At 49.7% G+C, this 20,249-nt stretch carries 25 protein-coding genes; all 25 read right to left on the bottom strand.

What is annotated here, in order from left to right:
• Nucleotides 1–11: 11 nt before the first annotated feature.
• The 25 genes from flhB to hslU all read right to left on the bottom strand — a co-directional run bounded on the left by flhB (nucleotide 12) and on the right by hslU (nucleotide 20,227).
• Nucleotides 12–1,109 carry a flagellar biosynthesis protein FlhB gene (gene flhB, locus AC2TF6_RS10265; protein ID WP_491310915.1) on the bottom strand — a complete coding sequence of 366 codons (1,098 nt, stop codon included), beginning with the start codon at nucleotides 1,107–1,109 and terminating at the stop codon, nucleotides 12–14.
• 28 nt (nucleotides 1,110–1,137) lie between these two features.
• Entirely contained in the window at nucleotides 1,138–1,935 is a 798-nt protein-coding gene (gene fliR, locus AC2TF6_RS10260; RefSeq protein ID WP_491310914.1) for a flagellar biosynthetic protein FliR, read from the bottom strand.
• Nucleotides 1,936–1,941: 6 nt separating this feature from the next.
• Nucleotides 1,942–2,211: a flagellar biosynthesis protein FliQ gene (gene fliQ / locus AC2TF6_RS10255; protein ID WP_009676755.1), complete on the bottom strand. Its 270-nt coding sequence runs from the start codon at nucleotides 2,209–2,211 to the stop codon at nucleotides 1,942–1,944.
• A gap of 25 nt (nucleotides 2,212–2,236) precedes the next feature.
• Nucleotides 2,237–3,013, bottom strand: a complete 777-nt coding sequence (gene fliP / locus AC2TF6_RS10250) for a flagellar type III secretion system pore protein FliP (RefSeq protein ID WP_491310913.1) — start codon at nucleotides 3,011–3,013, stop codon at nucleotides 2,237–2,239.
• On the bottom strand, nucleotides 3,000–3,644 hold the full coding sequence (gene fliO / locus AC2TF6_RS10245; protein WP_491310912.1) for a flagellar biosynthetic protein FliO: 645 nt from the start codon (nucleotides 3,642–3,644) through the stop codon (nucleotides 3,000–3,002). Before fliO ends, fliP begins: the two co-directional genes overlap by 14 nt.
• Before the next feature lie 34 nt (nucleotides 3,645–3,678).
• Nucleotides 3,679–4,041, bottom strand: coding sequence for a response regulator (locus tag AC2TF6_RS10240; RefSeq protein ID WP_009676759.1), 363 nt, complete (start codon nucleotides 4,039–4,041; stop codon nucleotides 3,679–3,681).
• 26 nt (nucleotides 4,042–4,067) lie between these two features.
• Entirely contained in the window at nucleotides 4,068–5,351 is a 1,284-nt protein-coding gene (gene fliY / locus AC2TF6_RS10235) for a flagellar motor switch phosphatase FliY (protein ID WP_491310911.1), read from the bottom strand.
• Nucleotides 5,341–6,339 (bottom strand): flagellar motor switch protein FliM, encoded by a 999-nt coding sequence (gene fliM / locus AC2TF6_RS10230; protein WP_491310910.1) that lies wholly within the window; start codon nucleotides 6,337–6,339, stop codon nucleotides 5,341–5,343. The genes fliY and fliM overlap by 11 nt, the downstream gene beginning before the upstream one ends.
• A 41-nt stretch (nucleotides 6,340–6,380) precedes the next feature.
• Entirely contained in the window at nucleotides 6,381–6,827 is a 447-nt protein-coding gene (locus tag AC2TF6_RS10225) for a flagellar basal body-associated FliL family protein (RefSeq protein ID WP_387539637.1), read from the bottom strand.
• Nucleotides 6,827–7,048, bottom strand: coding sequence for a flagellar FlbD family protein (locus tag AC2TF6_RS10220; RefSeq protein ID WP_009676773.1), 222 nt, complete (start codon nucleotides 7,046–7,048; stop codon nucleotides 6,827–6,829). The genes AC2TF6_RS10225 and AC2TF6_RS10220 overlap by 1 nt, the downstream gene beginning before the upstream one ends.
• Before the next feature lie 62 nt (nucleotides 7,049–7,110).
• Nucleotides 7,111–7,941 (bottom strand): flagellar basal body rod protein FlgG, encoded by an 831-nt coding sequence (gene flgG / locus AC2TF6_RS10215; RefSeq protein ID WP_491310909.1) that lies wholly within the window; start codon nucleotides 7,939–7,941, stop codon nucleotides 7,111–7,113.
• Nucleotides 7,942–8,061: 120 nt separating this feature from the next.
• Entirely contained in the window at nucleotides 8,062–8,436 is a 375-nt protein-coding gene (locus AC2TF6_RS10210) for a TIGR02530 family flagellar biosynthesis protein (RefSeq protein WP_491310908.1), read from the bottom strand.
• Nucleotides 8,433–8,894 carry a flagellar hook capping FlgD N-terminal domain-containing protein gene (locus AC2TF6_RS10205; protein ID WP_491310907.1) on the bottom strand — a complete coding sequence of 154 codons (462 nt, stop codon included), beginning with the start codon at nucleotides 8,892–8,894 and terminating at the stop codon, nucleotides 8,433–8,435. The genes AC2TF6_RS10210 and AC2TF6_RS10205 overlap by 4 nt, the downstream gene beginning before the upstream one ends.
• Before the next feature lie 44 nt (nucleotides 8,895–8,938).
• A complete protein-coding gene (locus tag AC2TF6_RS10200) occupies nucleotides 8,939–10,333 on the bottom strand; it encodes a flagellar hook-length control protein FliK (RefSeq protein WP_491310906.1) in 1,395 nt (464 codons plus the stop codon).
• 30 nt (nucleotides 10,334–10,363) lie between these two features.
• Nucleotides 10,364–11,266, bottom strand: a complete 903-nt coding sequence (locus AC2TF6_RS10195) for a MotE family protein (RefSeq protein WP_491310905.1) — start codon at nucleotides 11,264–11,266, stop codon at nucleotides 10,364–10,366.
• Between the two features lie 24 nt (nucleotides 11,267–11,290).
• Nucleotides 11,291–11,737 carry a flagellar export protein FliJ gene (gene fliJ / locus AC2TF6_RS10190; protein ID WP_009676776.1) on the bottom strand — a complete coding sequence of 149 codons (447 nt, stop codon included), beginning with the start codon at nucleotides 11,735–11,737 and terminating at the stop codon, nucleotides 11,291–11,293.
• 7 nt (nucleotides 11,738–11,744) lie between these two features.
• The gene (gene fliI, locus AC2TF6_RS10185; protein WP_377625643.1) at nucleotides 11,745–13,070 is read right to left on the bottom strand and encodes a flagellar protein export ATPase FliI; all 1,326 of its coding nucleotides are present in this window, start codon (nucleotides 13,068–13,070) and stop codon (nucleotides 11,745–11,747) included.
• The gene (locus tag AC2TF6_RS10180; RefSeq protein WP_491310904.1) at nucleotides 13,067–13,900 is read right to left on the bottom strand and encodes a FliH/SctL family protein; all 834 of its coding nucleotides are present in this window, start codon (nucleotides 13,898–13,900) and stop codon (nucleotides 13,067–13,069) included. The genes fliI and AC2TF6_RS10180 overlap by 4 nt, the downstream gene beginning before the upstream one ends.
• Complete coding sequence (fliG, locus tag AC2TF6_RS10175; RefSeq protein ID WP_042232979.1) at nucleotides 13,893–14,912, bottom strand: flagellar motor switch protein FliG; 1,020 nt, start codon at nucleotides 14,910–14,912, stop codon at nucleotides 13,893–13,895. The genes AC2TF6_RS10180 and fliG overlap by 8 nt, the downstream gene beginning before the upstream one ends.
• Before the next feature lie 12 nt (nucleotides 14,913–14,924).
• Complete coding sequence (fliF, locus tag AC2TF6_RS10170; protein WP_009674479.1) at nucleotides 14,925–16,502, bottom strand: flagellar basal-body MS-ring/collar protein FliF; 1,578 nt, start codon at nucleotides 16,500–16,502, stop codon at nucleotides 14,925–14,927.
• Between the two features lie 49 nt (nucleotides 16,503–16,551).
• On the bottom strand, nucleotides 16,552–16,863 hold the full coding sequence (gene fliE, locus AC2TF6_RS10165) for a flagellar hook-basal body complex protein FliE (RefSeq protein WP_009674468.1): 312 nt from the start codon (nucleotides 16,861–16,863) through the stop codon (nucleotides 16,552–16,554).
• Nucleotides 16,864–16,888: 25 nt separating this feature from the next.
• The gene (gene flgC, locus AC2TF6_RS10160) at nucleotides 16,889–17,338 is read right to left on the bottom strand and encodes a flagellar basal body rod protein FlgC (protein WP_491310903.1); all 450 of its coding nucleotides are present in this window, start codon (nucleotides 17,336–17,338) and stop codon (nucleotides 16,889–16,891) included.
• A 3-nt stretch (nucleotides 17,339–17,341) separates the two neighbouring features.
• On the bottom strand, nucleotides 17,342–17,755 hold the full coding sequence (flgB, locus tag AC2TF6_RS10155; RefSeq protein WP_491310902.1) for a flagellar basal body rod protein FlgB: 414 nt from the start codon (nucleotides 17,753–17,755) through the stop codon (nucleotides 17,342–17,344).
• 221 nt (nucleotides 17,756–17,976) lie between these two features.
• On the bottom strand, nucleotides 17,977–18,762 hold the full coding sequence (gene codY / locus AC2TF6_RS10150) for a GTP-sensing pleiotropic transcriptional regulator CodY (protein ID WP_491310901.1): 786 nt from the start codon (nucleotides 18,760–18,762) through the stop codon (nucleotides 17,977–17,979).
• Nucleotides 18,763–18,826: 64 nt separating this feature from the next.
• On the bottom strand, nucleotides 18,827–20,227 hold the full coding sequence (gene hslU / locus AC2TF6_RS10145; RefSeq protein WP_009674474.1) for an ATP-dependent protease ATPase subunit HslU: 1,401 nt from the start codon (nucleotides 20,225–20,227) through the stop codon (nucleotides 18,827–18,829).
• Between the last annotated feature and the right edge of the window lie 22 nt (nucleotides 20,228–20,249).

Genomic DNA, 20,249 nt, shown 5'->3' with positions numbered 1-20,249 from the left:
GGCCCCCCTTTCTACGCGTTCTTCACTTTGCCCTTAATTTTGTATACATAAGCCAGCACTTCGGCTACGGCCTGGAACAGATCGCCCGGAATCGACTCTTCCAGATCGACCTGAGCGTAAAGCGCCCGTGCAAGCGGCTTGTTTTCCATAATCATAATGCCGTGTTCCTTCGCAATTTCACGTATTTTCAAAGCCACGTGATCCGTCCCTTTCGCAACCACCTTAGGAGCCTGCATATTGGCCGAATCATACCGGATGGCCACCGCGAAATGCGTCGGGTTTGTAATAATGACATCCGCCGTTGGAATCTCCTGCATCATCCTCTGCATGGCCATCCGGCGTTGTTTTTCGCGAATCTTCCCTTTAATAAGGGGGTCGCCTTCCATTTTCTTGTATTCGTCTTTGATGTCCTGCTTGGACATTCGTATGCTTTTCTCGAATTCATACTTCTGGTACAGGTAATCGAACAAGGCAAGCACCACCAGAATTAAAGCGATTTTCATGCCCAACGTCAGCGTCAGTGACCATATATAATGAAGCGATTTTTCCAGCGGTACATGACTAAGGGTGAGAAGCTGCGTTTTCTCGTCCCACAGCGTCATATAAACAACGATTCCGATCACGCTCATTTTCAGCATGGACTTCAAAAAGTCAACGACCGAACGCATCGAAAATATTTTTTTGAACCCCTCGATGGGATTCAGTTTGCTCAATTTCATTTTGAGCGGATCGCCTGTAAAAAGGATTCCGATCTGAAGGTAGTTTCCCGCGAGTGCAATGACCATCGTCAAGATCAAGATGGGAGCCAGCATAACCAAAAAATGAATTAACAGCCGGTAAAATAACATCCGCACATTCGCCATGGTCACATCCATCAACAAATCGTGCCTCAGCGTACCCGAGAACAGATCCATCAGACGTTCCTTCATAAATCCGCCGATCATGTAAAACGATAAAAATGAAAAAAACAGGATAAAAGCAGCAGGCAGCTCCATACTTTTCGCCACTTGGCCTTTTTTACGGGCGTCCTGCCTCTTTTTCGGTGTCGCCGGTTCCGTCTTCTCTTGCGAGAACAACTGCAGGTCCAGCTTCAAACGGAGCGGTTCCATACGTATCCTTTCCTTTCCCGTACAGGTTCTACGGTGTTTCAAACGCTTTGCCGGCCACTATGTTAAGCAGCTTTTGCATCGCTTCGAACATCCGGTCGAACAATTGGTGAAACAATCCGATCAACTCGGGCATTAACAGGGCGATCAGGAAAAACCCGATGATGATCTTCAGCGGCACCCCGACTACGAAAATGTTGAATTGGGGAGCGACACGCGTCAGTAAACCCAAACCGAGGTCGGTCAAAAACATCGCTGCGACAACGGGAGCCGCCAACTGCATCGACAGAGAGAAAACACTCGAGAAGGTTTTCACCAGAAATTCGGTAATCTGTCCCCCGTAGAGCTGGGCAAACAAATTGTTGGACAGCGGAATCCATTCATAGCTGTTCATAATACCCTGCAGCATAAAATGGTGACCGTTGAAGCTTAGCAGCAGCAGCATGGCAAGCATGTACTTCAAATTGCCCATCAAGGGTACGGTAGTTCCCGACATCGGATCGATCACATTGGCCATCCCGAGTCCGATCTGCATATCGATAAAGGAACCCGCGATTTGTACGGCCGTAAAAAATAGATAGGCGATAAAACCGAGCAGCAGGCCGACGATTATTTCCCGGATGACCAGCAATACATACTGCGCGTCCATCGGAACCAGCTGGGACGTCCCTTGAGCTGCCGTCACGATCAGAGTCAGAACTAAAGCGAGTCCGATTTTGAACATACTGGGCACATTTCGGGACGAAAACAGCGGTACGACGACAAGGAACGAGGTCATTCGACAAAAAATAAGCATAGCGTTGGGTAAAAGTTGAAACAAAAGCTCCATGGCCGCCTACCCGATATATTGATGAAGATTGTTGAATAGATTGAAGGTAAAGTCGACCAGCGTGTTCAAAATCCAGGGTCCGAAAATTAAGACTGACAGCAGAACCGCCACGATTTTCGGCACGAATGCAAGCGTCTGCTCCTGAATTTGAGTCGTAGCCTGAAAGATACTGATGATAAGGCCGACCGCCAGGGCGATCACCAGCATCGGAGCGCTGGCTTTCAGCACCGTATAGACCGCTTCGCCGGCCAGCTTAATGATAAATTGCGAACTCATGTTAGGCGACCTCCAGCTTCCGCGTTCATGTACTGTAACTGAGGAGCAGCGATTTAACGACCAGATACCAACCGTCCACCAGAATAAACAGCAGGATTTTGAACGGCAGCGATATCATAACGGGCGGCAGCATCATCATCCCCATAGCCATCAGCGTACTGGCGATAACCATATCGATAACCAGGAAAGGGATAAAAATCATGAAACCCATTTGAAACGCCGTTTTCAGCTCGCTGATGGCATAAGCCGGAACGAGGGCTGTCAGCGGTGTGTCTTCGACTCCTTTGGGAGCCTCCGCTTTCGTGTAATCCAGGAAAAGCTTCAAATCTTTAGGCCGGGTATGATTCCACATGAACTGCTTGATGGGAACGGACGCTTTTTGAAGAGCCTGCGTCTGATTCAATTCCCCTTTCATGTAGGGCTGAACGGCCGTATCGTTGATCTGCCCAAGGGTCGGGGCCATGATAAACAGAGTGAGAAACAGGGCCAGTCCGATCAATACCTGGTTGGGCGGCATCTGCTGCGTCCCTAGAGACGTGCGTACGAACCCCAGCACAATGACGATTCGCGTAAAGCTGGTCATCAGAATCAGAAACGAAGGCGCCAGACTCAGAACCGTTAACAGCAAAATGACGCTGATCGTGCTTGAGGCTCCGGAAGCTCCGCTTCCCGTATCCACGTTGAAGCTAATGCCGGGAATCGGATTTTGCGGGTCCGGGGCGGCATAAGCCGTATTCCCTGCCCATCCCATGAACACAAGTAAAGCAAGCAGAATAATAAGAGTTCCTTTATTTTTGCTCATTTGACTTCAACCGATCTTGTTCGTTTTCTTCCTGCAGCCATTCTTCTACGCTTTTGTTGCGCTGGGCGACATTCTGCAGTTTGTCCTGAAAGACCTGGTGAAAATTCGGCGAAAGCTCTTCTTCTTCCACCACGTTGTTTTCACCCGGCTTCTTGCGTATTTTCTCGAGCCATTTGCCGACTGTAATAAATTCCGTTGCCGCTCGGGTTTGTGCCGTGATCTGCTCTTTCAGCCTTGCCGCCTCGCCCGCATCGGCTATTTTCTCGAGAAGCTGGATGTTATCTCCAACTCCGACGATGTACAGCGAATCACCGATTTCGACGACTTGGATCGACTTGTTTTGGCCGAGCGGCACCCCACCCAGCGACTGCATGGCACGTCCGAAGCGGAATCCGCTTTTTTTCGACAACATCTTCATAATGCCGTAAAAAAGACCGATGATAAGAAGGAGAAAGAAAATCACCTTTCCGATCATCACGATCGAATCGATACTCCCCGTCTCTCCCGTTCCCGAACCGGGCCGAGTGTTGTCGCCCAGCTCAGGTGCCCCAAAACAAACGGAAGTCCAGAACGGCAGCTGAACGATCAGTCCTGCCGTTGCCAGAAGCAGCTTTCCTGCCTGTTTCTTCAAGCTTCACATTCCTTTCCTTATTAAAAGCTTACGCTTAGCCCATTGTTTTCTTAATGGCTTCGATAACACGGTCCGCTTGGAAAGGTTTCACGATAAAGTCTTTGGCGCCGGCTTGGATCGCATCGATGACCATTGCCTGCTGTCCCATCGCCGAGCACATGATAACCTTGGCATTAGGATCAATCTTTTTGATCTCTTTCAGTGCATTGATTCCATCCATCTCCGGCATGGTGATATCCATCGTTACGAGGTCGGGACGCAGCTCTTTGAATTTCTCTACGGCTTGTACGCCGTCGTTGCCTTCGCCGACAACCTCATACCCGTTCTTCGTCAAAATATCGCGAATCATCATTCTCATAAATGCTGCATCGTCTACGATCAAAATTCTGTTCCCCATGATAAAATAATCCTCCCAAAAGATAGTTATTGTATTTTTTGAATGCGATCCCACTGACTGACGATATCGGTGACGCGAACGCCGAAGTTCTCATCAATAACGACAACTTCTCCCTTGGCGATCAGTTTGTTGTTAACCAGAATATCTACCGGTTCACCGGCCAATTTATCCAGCTCGATGATCGAACCTTGCGAAAGCTCCAGGATATCCTTGATCACTTTCTGTGTTCTTCCCAGCTCGACCGTTACTTTCAAAGGGATATCAAGCAGCAGATTCAGGTTCGTGTCGTCTGTCTGGTTGTATCCTCCCTGCTGAAGATTGGAGAACTGTACCGGTTGTACGTTTACATTCCTGTTCATTCCTCCGTAATTTCCTCCCTGTGGTGCATGATTCATCGGCTGCTGCGCGTATGACTGTTGTGCAGGCGGTTGATTCATAGGCATCGGGTTGCCCCCCATCGAAGGATTCGTGTACGGCGCTTCTGCCGGGTTTGTATAAGGCGGTTCCGGAACCGGCTGCTGATAAGCTTGAGCGTTCGTGTCCGCTTGCACCTGGTTGGTGACAGCAGGCGGAACTTCTTCGCTGACTGCGGCCGCCGTTTCTTCGTAAACCTCTTCGGAAGCCCCGCCCATCAGGATGTGTACCATTTCTTTGGAGAAATCGACGGGAAGAAGCTGCATGATGGTCGAATCGATAAGGTCCCCGATTGTCAGTCTAAAGGATATCTTTATAAATACGTCTTCGTTCGGTAGTTTTCCTTCTCCATTCGACAGATTCAAAATATCTATTCCCGGAGGAGAGATATTCACGAACCGGTTGAATATCGTAGACATTGAAGTCGCGGACGAACCCATCATCTGATTCATAGCTTCCTGAACGGCGCTGACGTGAATTTCGGACAGCTCGTCGCCCTCCACATGACCGTCTCCACCCATCATCAGATCGGCAATGACTTGAGCGTCGCGAGTCTTGATCACGAGCAGATTGATGCCGTCAAAGCCGTCTACATAGTTGACGTGAACGGCAACGTGCGGTTGGGGAAACTCGTTGACCAACTGTACGCGCGGAATGCACGATACTTTAGGTGTCGTAATGTCCACTTTCTTGCCGAGCAGAGTGGATAATGCGGTCGCCGCGCTTCCGAACGTGATGTTGCCGATCTCCCCCAGAGCATCCTGCTCAAGCGAGGATAAGTAATCATCGATATTCGAAGAATGAGAAGAAGATGGATTATCGTCGGAACGCTCATCAACCGCCTGCTTCAACAGCGCGTCTATTTCCTCCTGCGACAAATAATCTTTACTCGTCATGTACTTCTGCTCCTTCGTTTACAATTTCGCCGATTTGAACGGCCATTTTGCTCTTGGTTGTACCTGCGCTGCCTGTAAATTTAAGCTTCTCGCCGACTTTGATGTGCAGAGGCTCGTTTACCGGCTTGTTGAGTGTAATGACATCCCCGGGCTGCAGATTCAGAAACTCGTGAATCGTGATTTGCGATTCTCCCAGTTCCGCGATAATGGGAAGCTTGGCCTGAGTCAGCCTGTCCTGCAAAATCTCGACTTCCTCGGGAGCCCGGCTTTTCTTCTGGGATACAAACCAGTGGTGCACCGACAGACGGGGCATAATCGGCTCGATAACGACATGCGGGATACAAAGGTTGATCATCCCGGTCGTGTCGCCGATTTTGGTGCTTAACGAAATCAGGGCAATGGTTTCATTGGGAGAAACGATCTGCATAAATTGCGGATTCGTTTCCAGAGCTTCGAGCCGTGGAGACAGATCAATGATCGTTTTCCATGCTTCCTGGAGGCTCTCAAACGCCCGGCTGAAAATCCGCTCCATGACAATCGTCTCGATCTCGGTCAAAGCCGCGATTTTCTGCGGAGACACGCCGACACCGCCCAGAAGCCTGTCCAGCATCGCGTACGCCACGTTCGGATGGACTTCCAAAACCATTCTTCCCTCTAATGGCTCTGCTTCAAAAATGTTCAAGATCGTCATTTTGGGAATCGAGCGGATAAACTCATCATAAGGAAGCTGTTCGACCTGAACGACATTGATCTGGACAAACGTTCTTAGTTGTGCCGAGAAATAAGTCGTCAAGTACCGGGCAAAGTTCTCGTGAATCCGCGTTAAGCTCCGGATATGATCTTTGGAAAAGCGTACGGCCCGTTTGAAATCATACAATCGAACTTTTCGCTGCGTATCTTCTTTCTTGAGTTCCTCTGCGTCCATTTCACCGGAAGAGAGAGCTGCCAGAAGAGCGTCGATTTCATTCTGTGACATAACATCAACCATAAGAGTCACCCCCTTTGTGCGTATCCGATCTATGTAAAAGGCTACTCAAGTACAATGTCGGTAATATTTATGCGCCTTATTTTTCCTTCATTAAGAAGCGGATTAAGCTTGCTGATCAGCGTGTTGGTCAAGTTATCCTGCCCTTTGCTGCCTGAAATCTGATCGGAATTCATGTCAGAAAGAGTCCGGATGATTGTTCCTTTGATGCGGGAATCAATCAAATTTTCGAAATCCGTTTTTGCTTTTTTGTTTTCCAGCTCAAAAGCCAGACTGATTTTAACGAAGCTGCCCTGACTGGCCAGGTTTGTCGTAATATCTTTCATAATGACGGTGTTTTCTTTGATCTCAGCCGAAGTCTGCGCCTTTTCCGCACCGGCCGATTCCGATTTATTGTCCATAACCGTCCATAACACAAATGCAGCCGTCAGAACTAATGTGATGGCGACAAGAATGGAAACCAGCATCAGAAAAAATCGATTTTTAAGCACTACAAGCCCTCCGTATTCGCCGACTTGATCGTTGCTTGAACCGCACCGATCCGTTTCAAAAATTGTTCTACCATCTCTGTGACCACTGCCTCTTGTTCAAGGACCATAATTTTTTTACCGTTAATCAATGTAATCACGGTGTCCGGTGTTTCTTCCATCATTTCAATCATAAGCGCGTTGATCACTAACGGCTTGCCGTTCATTCGGGTCAAACGTACCATGGTTCCCTCCATAGGTTCCAGGAGGGGGACCAGGCCCCCTTACCTTTTACCTTTGCCTGTTATTAGCGTTTCAGGTTAACGATCTCTTGCAAAATTTCATCCGACGTGGTGATAATCCGGGAGTTCGCCTGGAAACCACGCTGGGAAACGATCATTTCGGAAAACTCCTCGGTCAGATCCACGTTGGACATTTCAAGCTGTCCGGCGATGATGGAGCCAGTGCCGGTGTCTTCGTTTGCCGGCGTCCAGTCGGCCAGATCAGTAATAGGATCCATGGCGGCATTCGGAGAATATTCGTACAGATTTCCGCCGGCTTTCGTTAAGCCACCCGGGTTGGCGAACTTCACGACCGCAATGTTGTAAGTGGAAACCTCAGGCACACCATTGATAACCTGCACCACTTTCCCATCCTGTGAGATAGAAAACTTTGTAGCATTATCGTCCAATTTAATTGGTTCGCCATCCGTTGAGAGCAAATACAGTCCATCCGGATTCACGATAAAATTATCGGCATCTACGGTAAAGTTTCCTGCTCGAGTGAAGTAGGTAGGTGCAGAGCCCATTGCAGCCGATCCAACCGCGAAAAATCCGTTCCCGTCAATACGCAAATCGGTAGGAACATTGGTAGTCATCGCGCTGCCGCCTGTATGAATCGTGTCTATAGCCGCAGTTCCCACGCCCAGACCGACCTGCTTGGCGTTGACACCGCCCTGTGTGCCTGCGCCGTCCGGTGCCGTTACACCGGATACCGTCTGGCTCAGAATGTCCTGGAACATGACGCGGCCTTTTTTGAAACCTACCGTGTTCACGTTGGCAATGTTATTGCCGATTACATCGAGCTTTGTCTGAAAACCGCGCATGCCCGAAATACCGGAGTACATGGATCTTAACATTTGTCGTTCCTCCTCTTATGTCGCCCGCCTGGGTGGGCATCTTCCTTTAAAGCCGCTTCTATCGGTCCGCAGCTATCAGGGCCTCCTGTTGGGTCCAGCCCGCTTTGTTGAGTAATGTTCCTATGAAATGATGACAGCACTGTCTATTTGCGTAAAAACCTGATCCTGCAGCTTGGCTCCGTCCAGAGCCGTGATCACCGTCCGATTCGGGACGTTCACGATAAGGGCCGTTCCACCCAGCACCATCAATGTATCTTTGGCACCCTTGGCGGCCGCTTTGTCAATGGCGTTTTCAAGCTTAGTCAACTGCTCGTTGTCGATTTGAATCCCCCTTTGTTTCAACCGGGTTTCCGCATGATGACTGAACTTGACCAGTTCGCTTTGCAGAAGCTGATCGAATTCGGAGCGTCCGGCAGCCGGTCTGGCTCCACCGTTTCGCTGAAGGGGTGCCGGAGGAGTGGGATATAATCTTCCTACCGTTATACGTTCGGTCATGGCGCAGGAACCTCTGGCTTGGAGTTTTCTATCTTAAGGACTTCCTCCAGCTTGACTTCTTTCCCGCCGACCGTCGCATACTGCACACCGTCCCGGACGATGATGGATTCGACGACTCCATTCGTCATCACCGTTTCTCCGCTGTCCGTTTTGCCCATCCAGCTGATGTCCTTCCCGATCAGACTCGATGTAAACCCGAGCGAAGACCGGAGCAATTTCATCTCGGAAGCCATGTTTGACAGCTGCTCGACCGAAGTGAATTGGGCCATTTGCGCCACAAACTCTTTATCTTGCATAGGCTGCATAGGATCCTGATTTTGAAGCTGGGTGATCAAAATTTTAAGAAAGTCATCCTTGCCGAGAATCGAACCGTCCTTCTTCTCCTTGGCTTTCGAAGCTGCGCTTGCCGTGTTCGTCGTAGAGCCCGTTTTGGTCAAATCTCCCCAAAGTTCTGCCATTGCTGCACCTCCTATCTAAGCTGAGTCTGTCATTTCACTCTTGATTAAGCCGAGGTTTCGAAGGAATTTCCTAAAGCCGCTTTTCTTGTTTCCTCCAAAATTTTCAACTCTTCGTTCCATTCCGTAAGCTCTTCCGAGTTGCCCTGATTACCTCCGCCGCCGCGCTGCTGAAGAAACTGCTGCGAAGACTGCTGCTGTCTGGAATCTTGGAACATCGTGGAAGACATGGTGTTTTGGCCGACTTCCATCTTGTCTACCTGAACGCCTTGGCTGTGCAGAGATTGTCTCAAATGTGCGAGTTGGCTTTCGAGAAGCTCTTTTCCCAGTGCCGTATCCGCTGTAAACTGGGCAACCAGCTGCCCGTTTTGCATCGTAAGGACCACATCAATCGTTCCCAAATGCTGCGGACGGAGCGAAAGTTTGGCTTCCGAGAAACCGTTCCCCATTTTCAGGCTCATGCGCTTCACCATGAACTGACTTAGTTCTTGAGCGAAGTTTTGAGCTGAAATCGTTGGAGCTGCCGCTTTGGCCGCCTGTTCCGGAAGAGTTGTTTTCATTCCTTCTTGAAGACCTGTCAAACCATTCGCTGCCGGCTCGTTTTCGGATGCCGGGGCAGTGGAGGTCTGTGCCTCAACGGTTTCATGAGCCGCTTGTCTCACCGAATTCCAGACTCCGGTTCTTGCAGCCAACAATTCCAATGAAGCTTTGACGCTGCCTGTCTTTGTGACGGTCATCACCGGCTCCGCGGCGTCAAGGTTGCTGTCAGCTGCGCTAGTAGGCAACGTCAATTCCGTTTCGGCCGCTTTAGCCGTTGCTTTACCGGTTGCACCTGCCATTTGCTGGTTTAAAAGAGACGGCAGTGCCGTTTCCACCAGCTGCTTGAATTCGACCGACAGCTGCTGCAGAAGCGGATGATCCGGCTGCTGCTTAAGCATGGCCGTCAAATCCAAAATCGTCTTCTGAAGTTTCAGCGAAGCGTCGCCGCTGTCAAGCTGAATGGCCTGCAATCCGGTTTGCTGCGTACCGCTTAACAGTTGAAGCAGAGCTGAAGCGTCATTCGCCCACTGCTGCATGGCATCGGACTGGCTTAGCTTACTGAATAGCTCCGGACTGCTCTGTATAGTGCTAAGCAAAAGGTCCGCCATTCCTTCCGTTCCCGTTTGTCCTTCCATATCGCTCAAAGCTTCTTGGACAGGCGCCGGAAGGAACGGAATCACTTGAAGCAGGCCGGCCAGGATGGAGTCGACGGAGCTGGCATTTTCCTCACCCGCTTCCTTCTGAAGCTGGCCGTTCATCACCTCTTGGAAAGTTCCCGCATCGCCCTTGCCGTTTCCTGCTGACGTTGCAGCCGCTGTTGAAGTCTTAGCCGTTCCCGCTTTAACCGCCGCAGATCCTGCTGACGGTGCGGACGAAGTCGTGCTTGCTACTGGCATTTCCATTTTTTATTTTCACCTCCTTTCATTAAAGATTTATGGAACCAGATTGCCGGTAATGGAAGCCGCGGTTTCCTTGCTGATGCCCGCGATTTCTCCCATTAATGCGGCACGTTTGCCCGTGTCCATTTCCCTTAAGATGGTTAACACCTGAGCCGAGTTTTTCCCGTACATATCGGTTAATACTTTCGCGGCTTTGGACGCATCCATCGATGCGAACGTCTGGCTCAGCTCAGCCGAAGTCATCTTCTTTTGCGCGGAGTCCGGTTTTTGCTGGAGAACGAGACGATCCTGGAGAGCCGCGATTTTTTGATCCTGGGAAGTTGTCAGATCCTTGAGTGCGATCGAAGCGTCCGCCGCTTTCTTCGGATCCATTTTTTCAAGCACTTTTACTCGTTCGTCTGTTTTCATCGCATTCAGAACGAGAATCGTTTCCTGCGGACTCAGGTTCTGAATGATTTGAGCGGCCTTACTCGGCATCATCTTCGCATAAACCGAAGCAAGTTCCCGCACTTTCTTGTCGTACTCTTCATCCTGTTTGGCCAGCTCTTTATCTTCCAGCTCCGCCTTTTGCTGCTTGAGGTCCAGAATTGTTTTGTCCTTCTGGGCACTCGTCTGATCCGCTTTATCCAGCTCTGTTTTAAGCTCCTGCACCTTGCTGTTCAACTGCTCGACTTCTTTGGTTTTTTTCTTCACTTCATCTTCTTCCGTCCCTTTGGCGGCGGGGGCGCTTTGAGCATCCTCTTTCGGAAGGGGAATCATTTCCCCCACGACCGGGATTTTGTTCAGCGTCCGCTGGACAGTTTTCATCACATCGTAATCAAAAACGGATAGAAGAACACCAAGAAGAACGGCCGTAAACACGAACGGGATCAGAAACCAGACCAGAAAACGTTCCAATTTACCGCCCGAGGACGACTCTGTGCCTGCTTCTTCCATGACGCCTCCTCCTTTCGTGCGGGTTTACTGATAGGACAACCGGATATGACGGTTGGATGCAATTTCGTCCAGCGCCTCTTGTTCCTTTTTTAGAACAAAACCGGTAAACTGCTCCAACGCTTTATCCCGCGCTTTCGTCCAGACTTTCTCATCGACCATTTTGTCGTTCAGGAGGTCCCTGTTGTGATTCACATGGCGCTGGGCTTTGGAGACGTCGTGACGTTTGCGCGCAATCAGATGCTCGATGTGATCCACATAAGACTGCAGCTGACGAATCTCCAGCATGGAAACCGGCCGCATGGAAGTTTCCAGCATTTTCTCCTGGGCTTCGTTTTTGAGACGAATCAGCTCCTGGAGAGAGCTTTCTTCGTGATTCAGGTTGCCGATGGCGGTCGAAAGATTCCACTCCGCCTGCGAACGCTCATTATTTTTCAAATTTACGATCTGCTGAAACGCATACTGGAATTTCATATTAGCCTCATCCTAACGAAAAATGATCGATCAAGCGCTGTTGGGCTTCTTCCAACGTCACTTTTTCATTGGTTTTTTGTTTAACAAAATCAAGGATCTCATCCATATACTGAAGCGAAATATCAATTTCTTGATTTGATCCTCTCTGGTACGCCCCCAAATTTATCAAATCTTCCGAATCCTTATAAACAGAAAGCATTCGTTTGAGATGAGCCGCAGCGTCGAGCTGCTCCTGGGTAACGATTTCTTTCATCACCCGGCTTACGCTGGCAAGAACGTTAATGGCGGGATACTGGCCTTTGTTGGCGATATTCCGGTCCAAGACGATATGACCGTCAAGAATACCACGAACCGCATCCGCGATAGGCTCATTCATATCGTCACCGTCCACTAGCACCGTGTAGAAAGCGGTAATCGAGCCTTTCAACCCGGTTCCGGACCGTTCAAGCAGCTTGGGCAGAAGGGCAAAAACCGAAGGCGTATACCCTCTCGTCGCCGGAGGCTCTCCGACCGCCAGACCGACCTCACGCTGAGCCATCGCAAAGCGGGTTACGGAGTCCATCATGAGCATGACGTTCATCCCGCGATCCCGGAAATATTCGGCAATACTCGTTGCGATAAAAGCTCCTTTGATCCGGACCATCGCCGGCTGGTCCGACGTTGCGACAATGACGACAGAACGCGCCAGGCCCTCCGGCCCGAGATCTTTCTCGACGAATTCGAGAACCTCACGGCCCCGTTCTCCGATAAGCGCGATCACGTTGACGTCCGCCGACGTGTTTCTCGCGACCATGCCGAGCAGAGTGCTTTTGCCCACCCCCGAACCGGCGAAAATACCGACCCGTTGTCCCTTGCCTACGGTAAGCAGCCCGTCAATTGCCCGGACACCGACGCCGAGCGGCTCTTGAACCCGCGGTCTCGACAAAGGATTGCTGGGGACATTGTTCGTAGAAACATGAGCCATTCTTGACGGTAAGAACGAACCGTCCAAAGGCTGGCCGAGACCGTTTAATACTTTACCCAGCAGTTCGTGACCGACCTGCACCGTCAGCGGCTTGCCAGTTCCGACCACATCGCAGCCGGGGCCGATCGCTTCAAGTTCGCCAAGCGGCATCAGAATGACCTTATTGCCTCTGAATCCGACAACTTCCGCCATCAGCGGTTGATTGGATTTGTGAGGATAGATGTGGCATAACTCGCCGATACTTACATCCGGACCTTCCGATTCAACGGTCAAACCGATCACTTGCGTCACTTTGCCGTTTACCCGGACAGGATCCAGCTGCCTTAGAAAGTCTACATATTTGCCTGCATTCGGGCTCCCTTGACTCATGATTCATCCCCTTCACCGTGAAGGGCAATCCGCTGCAAGGCCAGCTTGATCTCGTGAAGCTGCGTATCGATGCGGGCGTCAATGCTTCCGAACGTGGAACGGACTACACAGCCTTCGTCCTGAACACTCGCATCCGGGATAATTTCCAGCTCGGCCTGCGAGTCGATTGCCGACAGCAGTTCTTCACGGGCATCCTGAATGTAAGCGAAGTAGCGGGGTGCTACGCAGAGCGTGATCGTTCCGCTCTCTTTTCGACGAACCAGCACGCTGCGAATCGTTTCGATCATCCATTCGGGCGATACGGTCAGCTGCTTGGAAATGATTTTCTCCGCAATGGAGCAGCTTAATTCGATGAGAAAAGGTTCCGCTTCCTGAATGACCTGCTGTTTTACCTGGTAAGCCTGCTGCAGTACCTGCCGCGCTTCCGATAACATCTCATCGTACTGCTGGCTCACATCTTGCTGAGCTTGATTCAAGCCTTCATGATAACCCGTTTCGTAACCGGTTGTCCGGGCCTGTTCCTGATGCTGCTCATCTTCTTCGCGCCGCTGCATCCACCAAGCTTCGATCTCGGCTTCCGTCTGTTCTTTCAGTTCGGATACTTCCTGGATCGCCTGCTGCATATGGGATTGCGCGAAGGATTCAGCATCCTCGAGAATATGCCGTTTTAAGCTTTCCGCTTCGCTCAGCTGCGCTTCTTCTTCTGGAGTGAACCGCGGTTCATCTTCCGGAAGTTCAGCCTGCGGCGTATAAATCGGTTTGACCGGCACCCGGTAAGCGTTTGTCTCATCCGCAGGAGCATAATGGAAAGGCTTTAGGATGTTAGACAATAATATCGTCTCCTCCACCGCGTGCGATAATGATTTCTCCGGATTCTTCTAGGCGGCGAATTGTTGATACGATCCGGGTTTGCGCTTCTTCGACATCGCGCAGCCGAACCGGGCCCATAAATTCCATTTCTTCTTTGAACGTCTCCGCCATCCGTTTGGACATGTTGCGGAAAATAGCTTCACGGACTTCCTCGCTCGCCACTTTAAGCGCAAGCTGAAGGTCGGCATTCTCGATATCGCGGACAATGCGCTGAATGGAACGGTTGTCCACATTGACGATATCTTCGAAAACGAACATCCGCTTCTTGATTTCTTCGGCGAGTTCGGGATCTTGAATTTCCAGCGAATCCAGAATGGTACGTTCCGTACCTCTGTCTACTCCGTTCAAAATTTGAACGATCGAAGAAATACCGCCGGCCGATGTGTAGTCCTGTGTAACGGTGGCCGAGAGTTTCTGTTCGAGCACTCTCTCCACTTGAGAGATTACTTCCGGTGATGTGCTGTCCATCAGAGCGATCCGTTTCGCAACATCCGCCTGCTTCTCCTGCGGCAGGGAGGACAAAATGATTGAGGCTTGTTCCGCCTGCAGATAAGACAGGACGAGTGCAATCGTTTGCGAATTCTCGTTTTGGATAAAGTTTAAAATTTGTGCAGGATCCGCTTTTCGGGCAAAATCGAACGGCCTTACCTGCAGATTAGCCGTCAGCCGGTTAATAATATCGACGGCTTTGTTGGAACCGAGTGCTTTTTCAAGAATTTCCTTCGCATAGGCGATACCGCCTTGGGAGATGTATTCTTGAGCCCGGCAAATTTGATGGAACTCCGATAAAATCGATTCTTTCTCTAATGCGTCTACCTTGCGTACATTTGCGATTTCGAGGGTAAGCTGCTCAATTTCATCTTCGCGCAAATGCTTGAAAATTTGAGCAGAAACTTCCGGTCCGAGGCTGATAAGCAGAATCGCCGCTTTTTGCCTTCCCGTTAACCCCTGCTGTATTGCTCCTCTTGCCAAACACCCACACCTCTATTCATCCACCAGCCAGGTTCTAAGCAAATTGACAAATTCGTCCGGCTTTTTCTTGGCTAGCGTCTCTAATTGCTTGCGTACTTGATTTTCGTTGGAGACATTCTCGATATCGATCGTAGGATATTCCACTTTTGCCGGTGGAAGGTCAAGCTCATCCTCTTCTTCTCCAGCTTTTTTCTTTCTTCTGATGGCGTACATCCCGAGCGCACCGAGCAGCAGAGCAGCCAAACCGATTCCGCCGTACAGAAGATATTGCTGCCAATTCGTACCCGCAATTCCGGATGGTGTTACGAATGTTTGAGGAACTACTTTCACTTTGTCCTGAATTTGAGCCGGCGTGTATTCCACCTTGTTGTCGGCAAGCGACGCACGAACAATGTTTGCCATTTGCCCTTCGATGAGACCTTTCAATTCCGCTACCGCGGCCTGGTCTTTCCCGGTTGAATCAAATCCGATATTGATGCTGATATCTTTGACGACATAAGGCGTCTGGATAATGTCGTTCGTGATGCGGTTAATTTCGTAATTGACCGTTTTGCTGCTTTCTTCGGAGTTGGCATTACCGGATGCGGCTCCTCCCGGATAACCAGGCACGTCCGTCTGACCGGTTCCGGCCACTCCCCCCGTATTTCCTCCCGTACTCGTAGAAGTTTTGGAGGATTCCTGGGTAGAAATTTCAAGTCCCTTCTTGTCTTCCACATTAGGCGGCGTAACCAGATTTTCCGTCGTTTTCTTCTGGTCGAAGTTCATCGTCGAGAAAACACTGACAACCACTTTGTCGGGACCTAGCATTTTGTTGAGGAGATTTGTAATATTTCCCTGTACACTTGTTTCAAACTTGCGTCTGATGTCGAATTGGTTCTGAACCAGACCTGACGTGCTTTGACCGCCGTTCGTTTCCTTCGAGTAAGCCAGGAACTGACCGTACTGATCGGAAATCGTTATGTTCTGCAGCGGCAAATTTTTGACGCTGTGTGAAACGAGGTTATAAATCGTGTCTACTTGCCCCTGATCCAGCGAATAGCCCTGCTTCACGTTCAGTACAACCGATGCCGTGGCTTCTTGCTTCTGATTGGCGAGAAACACCGTCTCATCCGGCATCGAAATCAGAACCTTCGATTTATCCACCGCTTCGTTGGAGTTGATAAGCTGTTGAAGCTCTCCCTGCACCGCGCTTAAATATTTCACTTTAAACTCGTTGTCCGTCATTCCGAAGGCACTGTCCGAAGCGAACGCGTCGTAACCGATCGAACTTCCTTTGTTCAAGCCTTGCGATTCAATGCCCAGCTTGACATTGGCGACTTCGTTCTTCGGCACTTCAATGCTTTTTCCGTCGGAACTGAGGTTATAAGGGATTTTCGCCGTGTCCAGGTACCCTTTAATCGCAGCGGCATCTGCCGGCTGGAGATTCGTATACGCCAGTGAATACTCGGTTTTCGCGAGATTGTAGCTGATGATTCCAATAGTCAATAGGAGAACGAACAATGCAGCTACAAAAGTAAGCTTGGTCGTTTTGCTATATTGATTCCAATACTGTTTGGCTTTCTCCCAATATTGGAGCAATCTTTCGTTCACAATGTCACCCCATCCGATTCAATCAATGTCGATCATGGTTCAGCCGCCGTTAGAGCTGCATCCTCATGACTTCCTGATAAGCTTCCACGACTTTATTGCGCACCTGGACGGTGAACTCTAAACCGAGCGATGCTTTTTCGGAAGCAATCATCAATTGATGGACGTCCGATAATTCCCCTTTGGCAAACTGCTGGTTGAGTCCGTCTACCGTATGCTGATCCGAATTCAACCCATTCATGGCCTCGCTGAGAAATGAGGAAAACTGCTTTGTAAATTGGGAGGCACTTGCAGGCTCGCTCCCCACCGGCTGCTTTATTGTCTGCACCGGAGAAAATGCATTTAGATAAGTCGGGTTTACCACACTCATTCTCCTTTTTTATCTTTTATCATCTGCCGATTTCAAGCGCTTTTGTAATCATGCCTTTGCTTGCGTTAAGAGCCGTTACGTTTGCTTCATAAGACCTTGTGGCGGAAATCATATCCACCATCTCCTTGGCGACATCGACGTTCGGCATCATGACGTACCCCTGCTGATTGGCATCCGGGTGCAAAGGATTGTAAACCTGCTTGAATGGAGTCGTATCTCCGGAAATGCTGGATACCCGAACCCCCTGCCCCGTCCCGTCCGTCATTGCCGAGTTGAGCATTTGAGCGAACGTTGGCTGGTTTTTCGGTTCGACCGAAACGATTTTGCGCTGGTAGGGTGTCCACTGCCCGTTCACAAATGACGCCCGGGTCGTATCCGCATTCGCGATATTCGAAGAGATGACATCCATTCTTAAACGCTGCGTCGTTAATGCCGATGCGCTGATGTCAAAGCTATTCGTAATTCTCATCCATTATCTTCTCCCATCCATCGCAATCTTCAGTTTACGGAACTCGTTATTCATCTCTTGTACCATCGTGTTGTATTTAAGCTGATTTTTGGCCATCAATGACATCTCGTAATCCATGTCGACGTTGTTTAAATTGTTGTTCATCAAACTGTTCGGATCTGATTCAACAACCGCTTGGCCGGGTAAGTTGGTACTAGATGGAATCTGCAGGTGTCTCGAATTTGTGCGTCTGCCTTCCAATACCGGCTGGTTTCCGGTCATCTTCTCTTGGAGCAATTCCTCGAACAGAACGTCTGACCTTTTAAAATGAGGAGTGTCGGCGTTGGCCACATTGTTGGAAATCACCCGCTGCCGAAGGGCTGATGCATCCAGTGATTTCTCCATCCATTGAAATCCGGCTTGGTTTAGCAAGAACATGGTTACCCCACCTTTTATGTCTTTATGAAACTAAATTCCATAATGAAACTTCACATTCCTCCTAACTTCGACACAAGGAATTATTCGAAGTGTGTACATTATGTAGAATAATGTTGCTAAAATTATCATGAAGAAAAGTCTGGAAATAGACAATGAGAAAAAAGCCCTATCTTTAGGAAGATGGGCCTTCGTTTGGTTCATACATAAGTATGAAATTTTTGTTACATTTTAGACTTAACTTGGTCAATCGCCTGCATCAATTGATCATTCAATATACGAATGTACGTTCCTTTCATGCCAAGAGAACGCGTCTCAATGACACCCGCGCTTTCCAGTTTACGGAGCGCATTTACGATCACGGATCGAGTTATTCCGACACGATCTGCAATCTTGCTTGCAACGAGAAGTCCTTCTTTTCCTTCTAATTCTTCGAAAATATGCTCCACTGCCTCCAGTTCGCTGAACGACAAAGAACCGATGGCGACCTGAACCACTGCCTTGCTTCTTGCCTCCTGCTCAATCTCTTCCGCCCGCATATGAAGGATTTCCATTGCTACGACTGTCGACCCATACTCTGCCAAGATATAATCATCATCTGTGAAGGCAGAGTGCGTTCTGCATAGGACTAAAGTCCCGAGTCTGTCGCCGCCGCCCAAAATCGGCACAATGGTGAAGTAGGTATATTCTCTTAAGTTCTTCATTTCTTCCACAAAAGTCGGAAACATTTCAAGCGCATCCGAATTCGAAGTGGTTTCATCCACCTTTAGAAGAAAATGATTGAATTCCGGCGAGAATCTTTTCTCATCCGCCACGATTCGATTGATTGCCGAAGTCGGCAGTTCATTCGTCGTCGCGTATCCTAACAATTTGCCTCGTCTGCTGACCACATACACATTGGAGTGAATGGTGTCCCGCAAAACCTCGGCCATATCCATAAAACTGACAGCACTCACCGCCTCCTTCTGGAGCAGACGGTTAAGCCTTCTCGTTTTGTTCAACAAGGTCATTGGCTTGCCTCCTACAATCTTATACCCAAGAATAGAAAACCGAAGGCGGGCAACGCCTTCCGGTTTACAAAATATATTGGCTCAAATCTCGGTTCTGAACGATATCGCCCAGCTTCTCGCGGACGTATTCAGGCGTGATTACCATTTCCTCCAGATTTAATTCCGGAGCTTCAAACGATAAATCTTCCAGCAGCTTCTCCAAAATGGTATGCAGCCGCCGCGCACCGATATTTTCCGTGCTCTGATTGACTTCGACGGCAATGCGCGCAATCTCTTCGATCGCGGACTGGCTGAAATCGATCCGGATTCCTTCGGTTTCCAGCAAAGCCGTGTACTGCTTGGTTAACGCGTTTTTAGGTTCCTTAAGAATGGAAACAAAATCTTCAAGCGTTAAATTGCTGAGCTCTACCCGGATCGGAAAACGACCTTGAAGCTCCGGTATCAGATCGGAAGGCTTGGAAACATGAAAAGCCCCGGCCGCAATAAACAGGATATAATCCGTTTTGACAGGCCCATACTTCGTTACGACCGTGGAGCCTTCCACGATCGGGAGAATATCGCGCTGGACGCCTTCGCGAGAAACATCCGGTCCGCCGCTTCCACGGCCGTTGCCCGCGATTTTATCGATCTCATCCAGAAAGATGATTCCGCTTTGTTCGGCACGCCGGATGGATTCCTGAATAACCTCATCCATATCGATCAGTTTCTGCGCTTCGTCCTGGGTAAGCACTTTTCTGGCTTCTTTAACGGGAAGCTTCCGCTTCTTCGTGCGTTTCGGCAGGAGGCTGCCGAACATTTCCTGCATGTTCATGCCGGCTTGATCCTGCCCCTGGCCAGCCAGCATATCCAGCATGGAGGGAGAATTATCTTCCACATCGACTTCAACGATGTAATTTTCGAGTTCACCGCGCTTAAGCTGTTCTTTGATCTGCGCGCGTTTCGTTGCCAGCTGAGGATCCTTATCCTCCTCATCCGGTTCCTGGTTGCCCTGTTGATTGCCGAAAATCATCTCCAGCGGATTGCGCTGAAATTTGGGACGGCTCGCGCTTGGCGCCAGAATGGACACCAGACGCTCGTTGGCAAGCTCTTCCGCCCGTTCTTTCACACTTTCGGTACGTTCGCTCTTAACCATGCGTATCGACGTTTCAACGAGATCCCGGACCATGGACTCCACATCCCTGCCCACATAACCGACCTCGGTAAATTTTGTAGCTTCCAGCTTCACAAAGGGGGCTCCGACCAGTTTAGCGAGTCGTCTTGCTATCTCCGTCTTGCCCACTCCTGTCGGCCCGATCATCAGGATATTTTTGGGCACAATCTCGTCACGCATGGATTCTTCCAGTCTGCTGCGGCGAAAACGGTTACGCAGGGCTACCGCTACGGACTTCTTGGCCTGCTTCTGACCGACAATATACCGGTCCAGCTCTTGCACGATTTGTCTAGGTGTAAGGGAGCTTGTGCTCAAAAGGAACCCCTCCTTCATATAG

The sequence above is a fragment of the Paenibacillus sp. JNUCC 35 genome (assembly GCF_058269095.1).
Note: the sequence above shows the minus strand (reverse complement) of the source record. Positions and strands in the feature narration are given on the sequence as shown.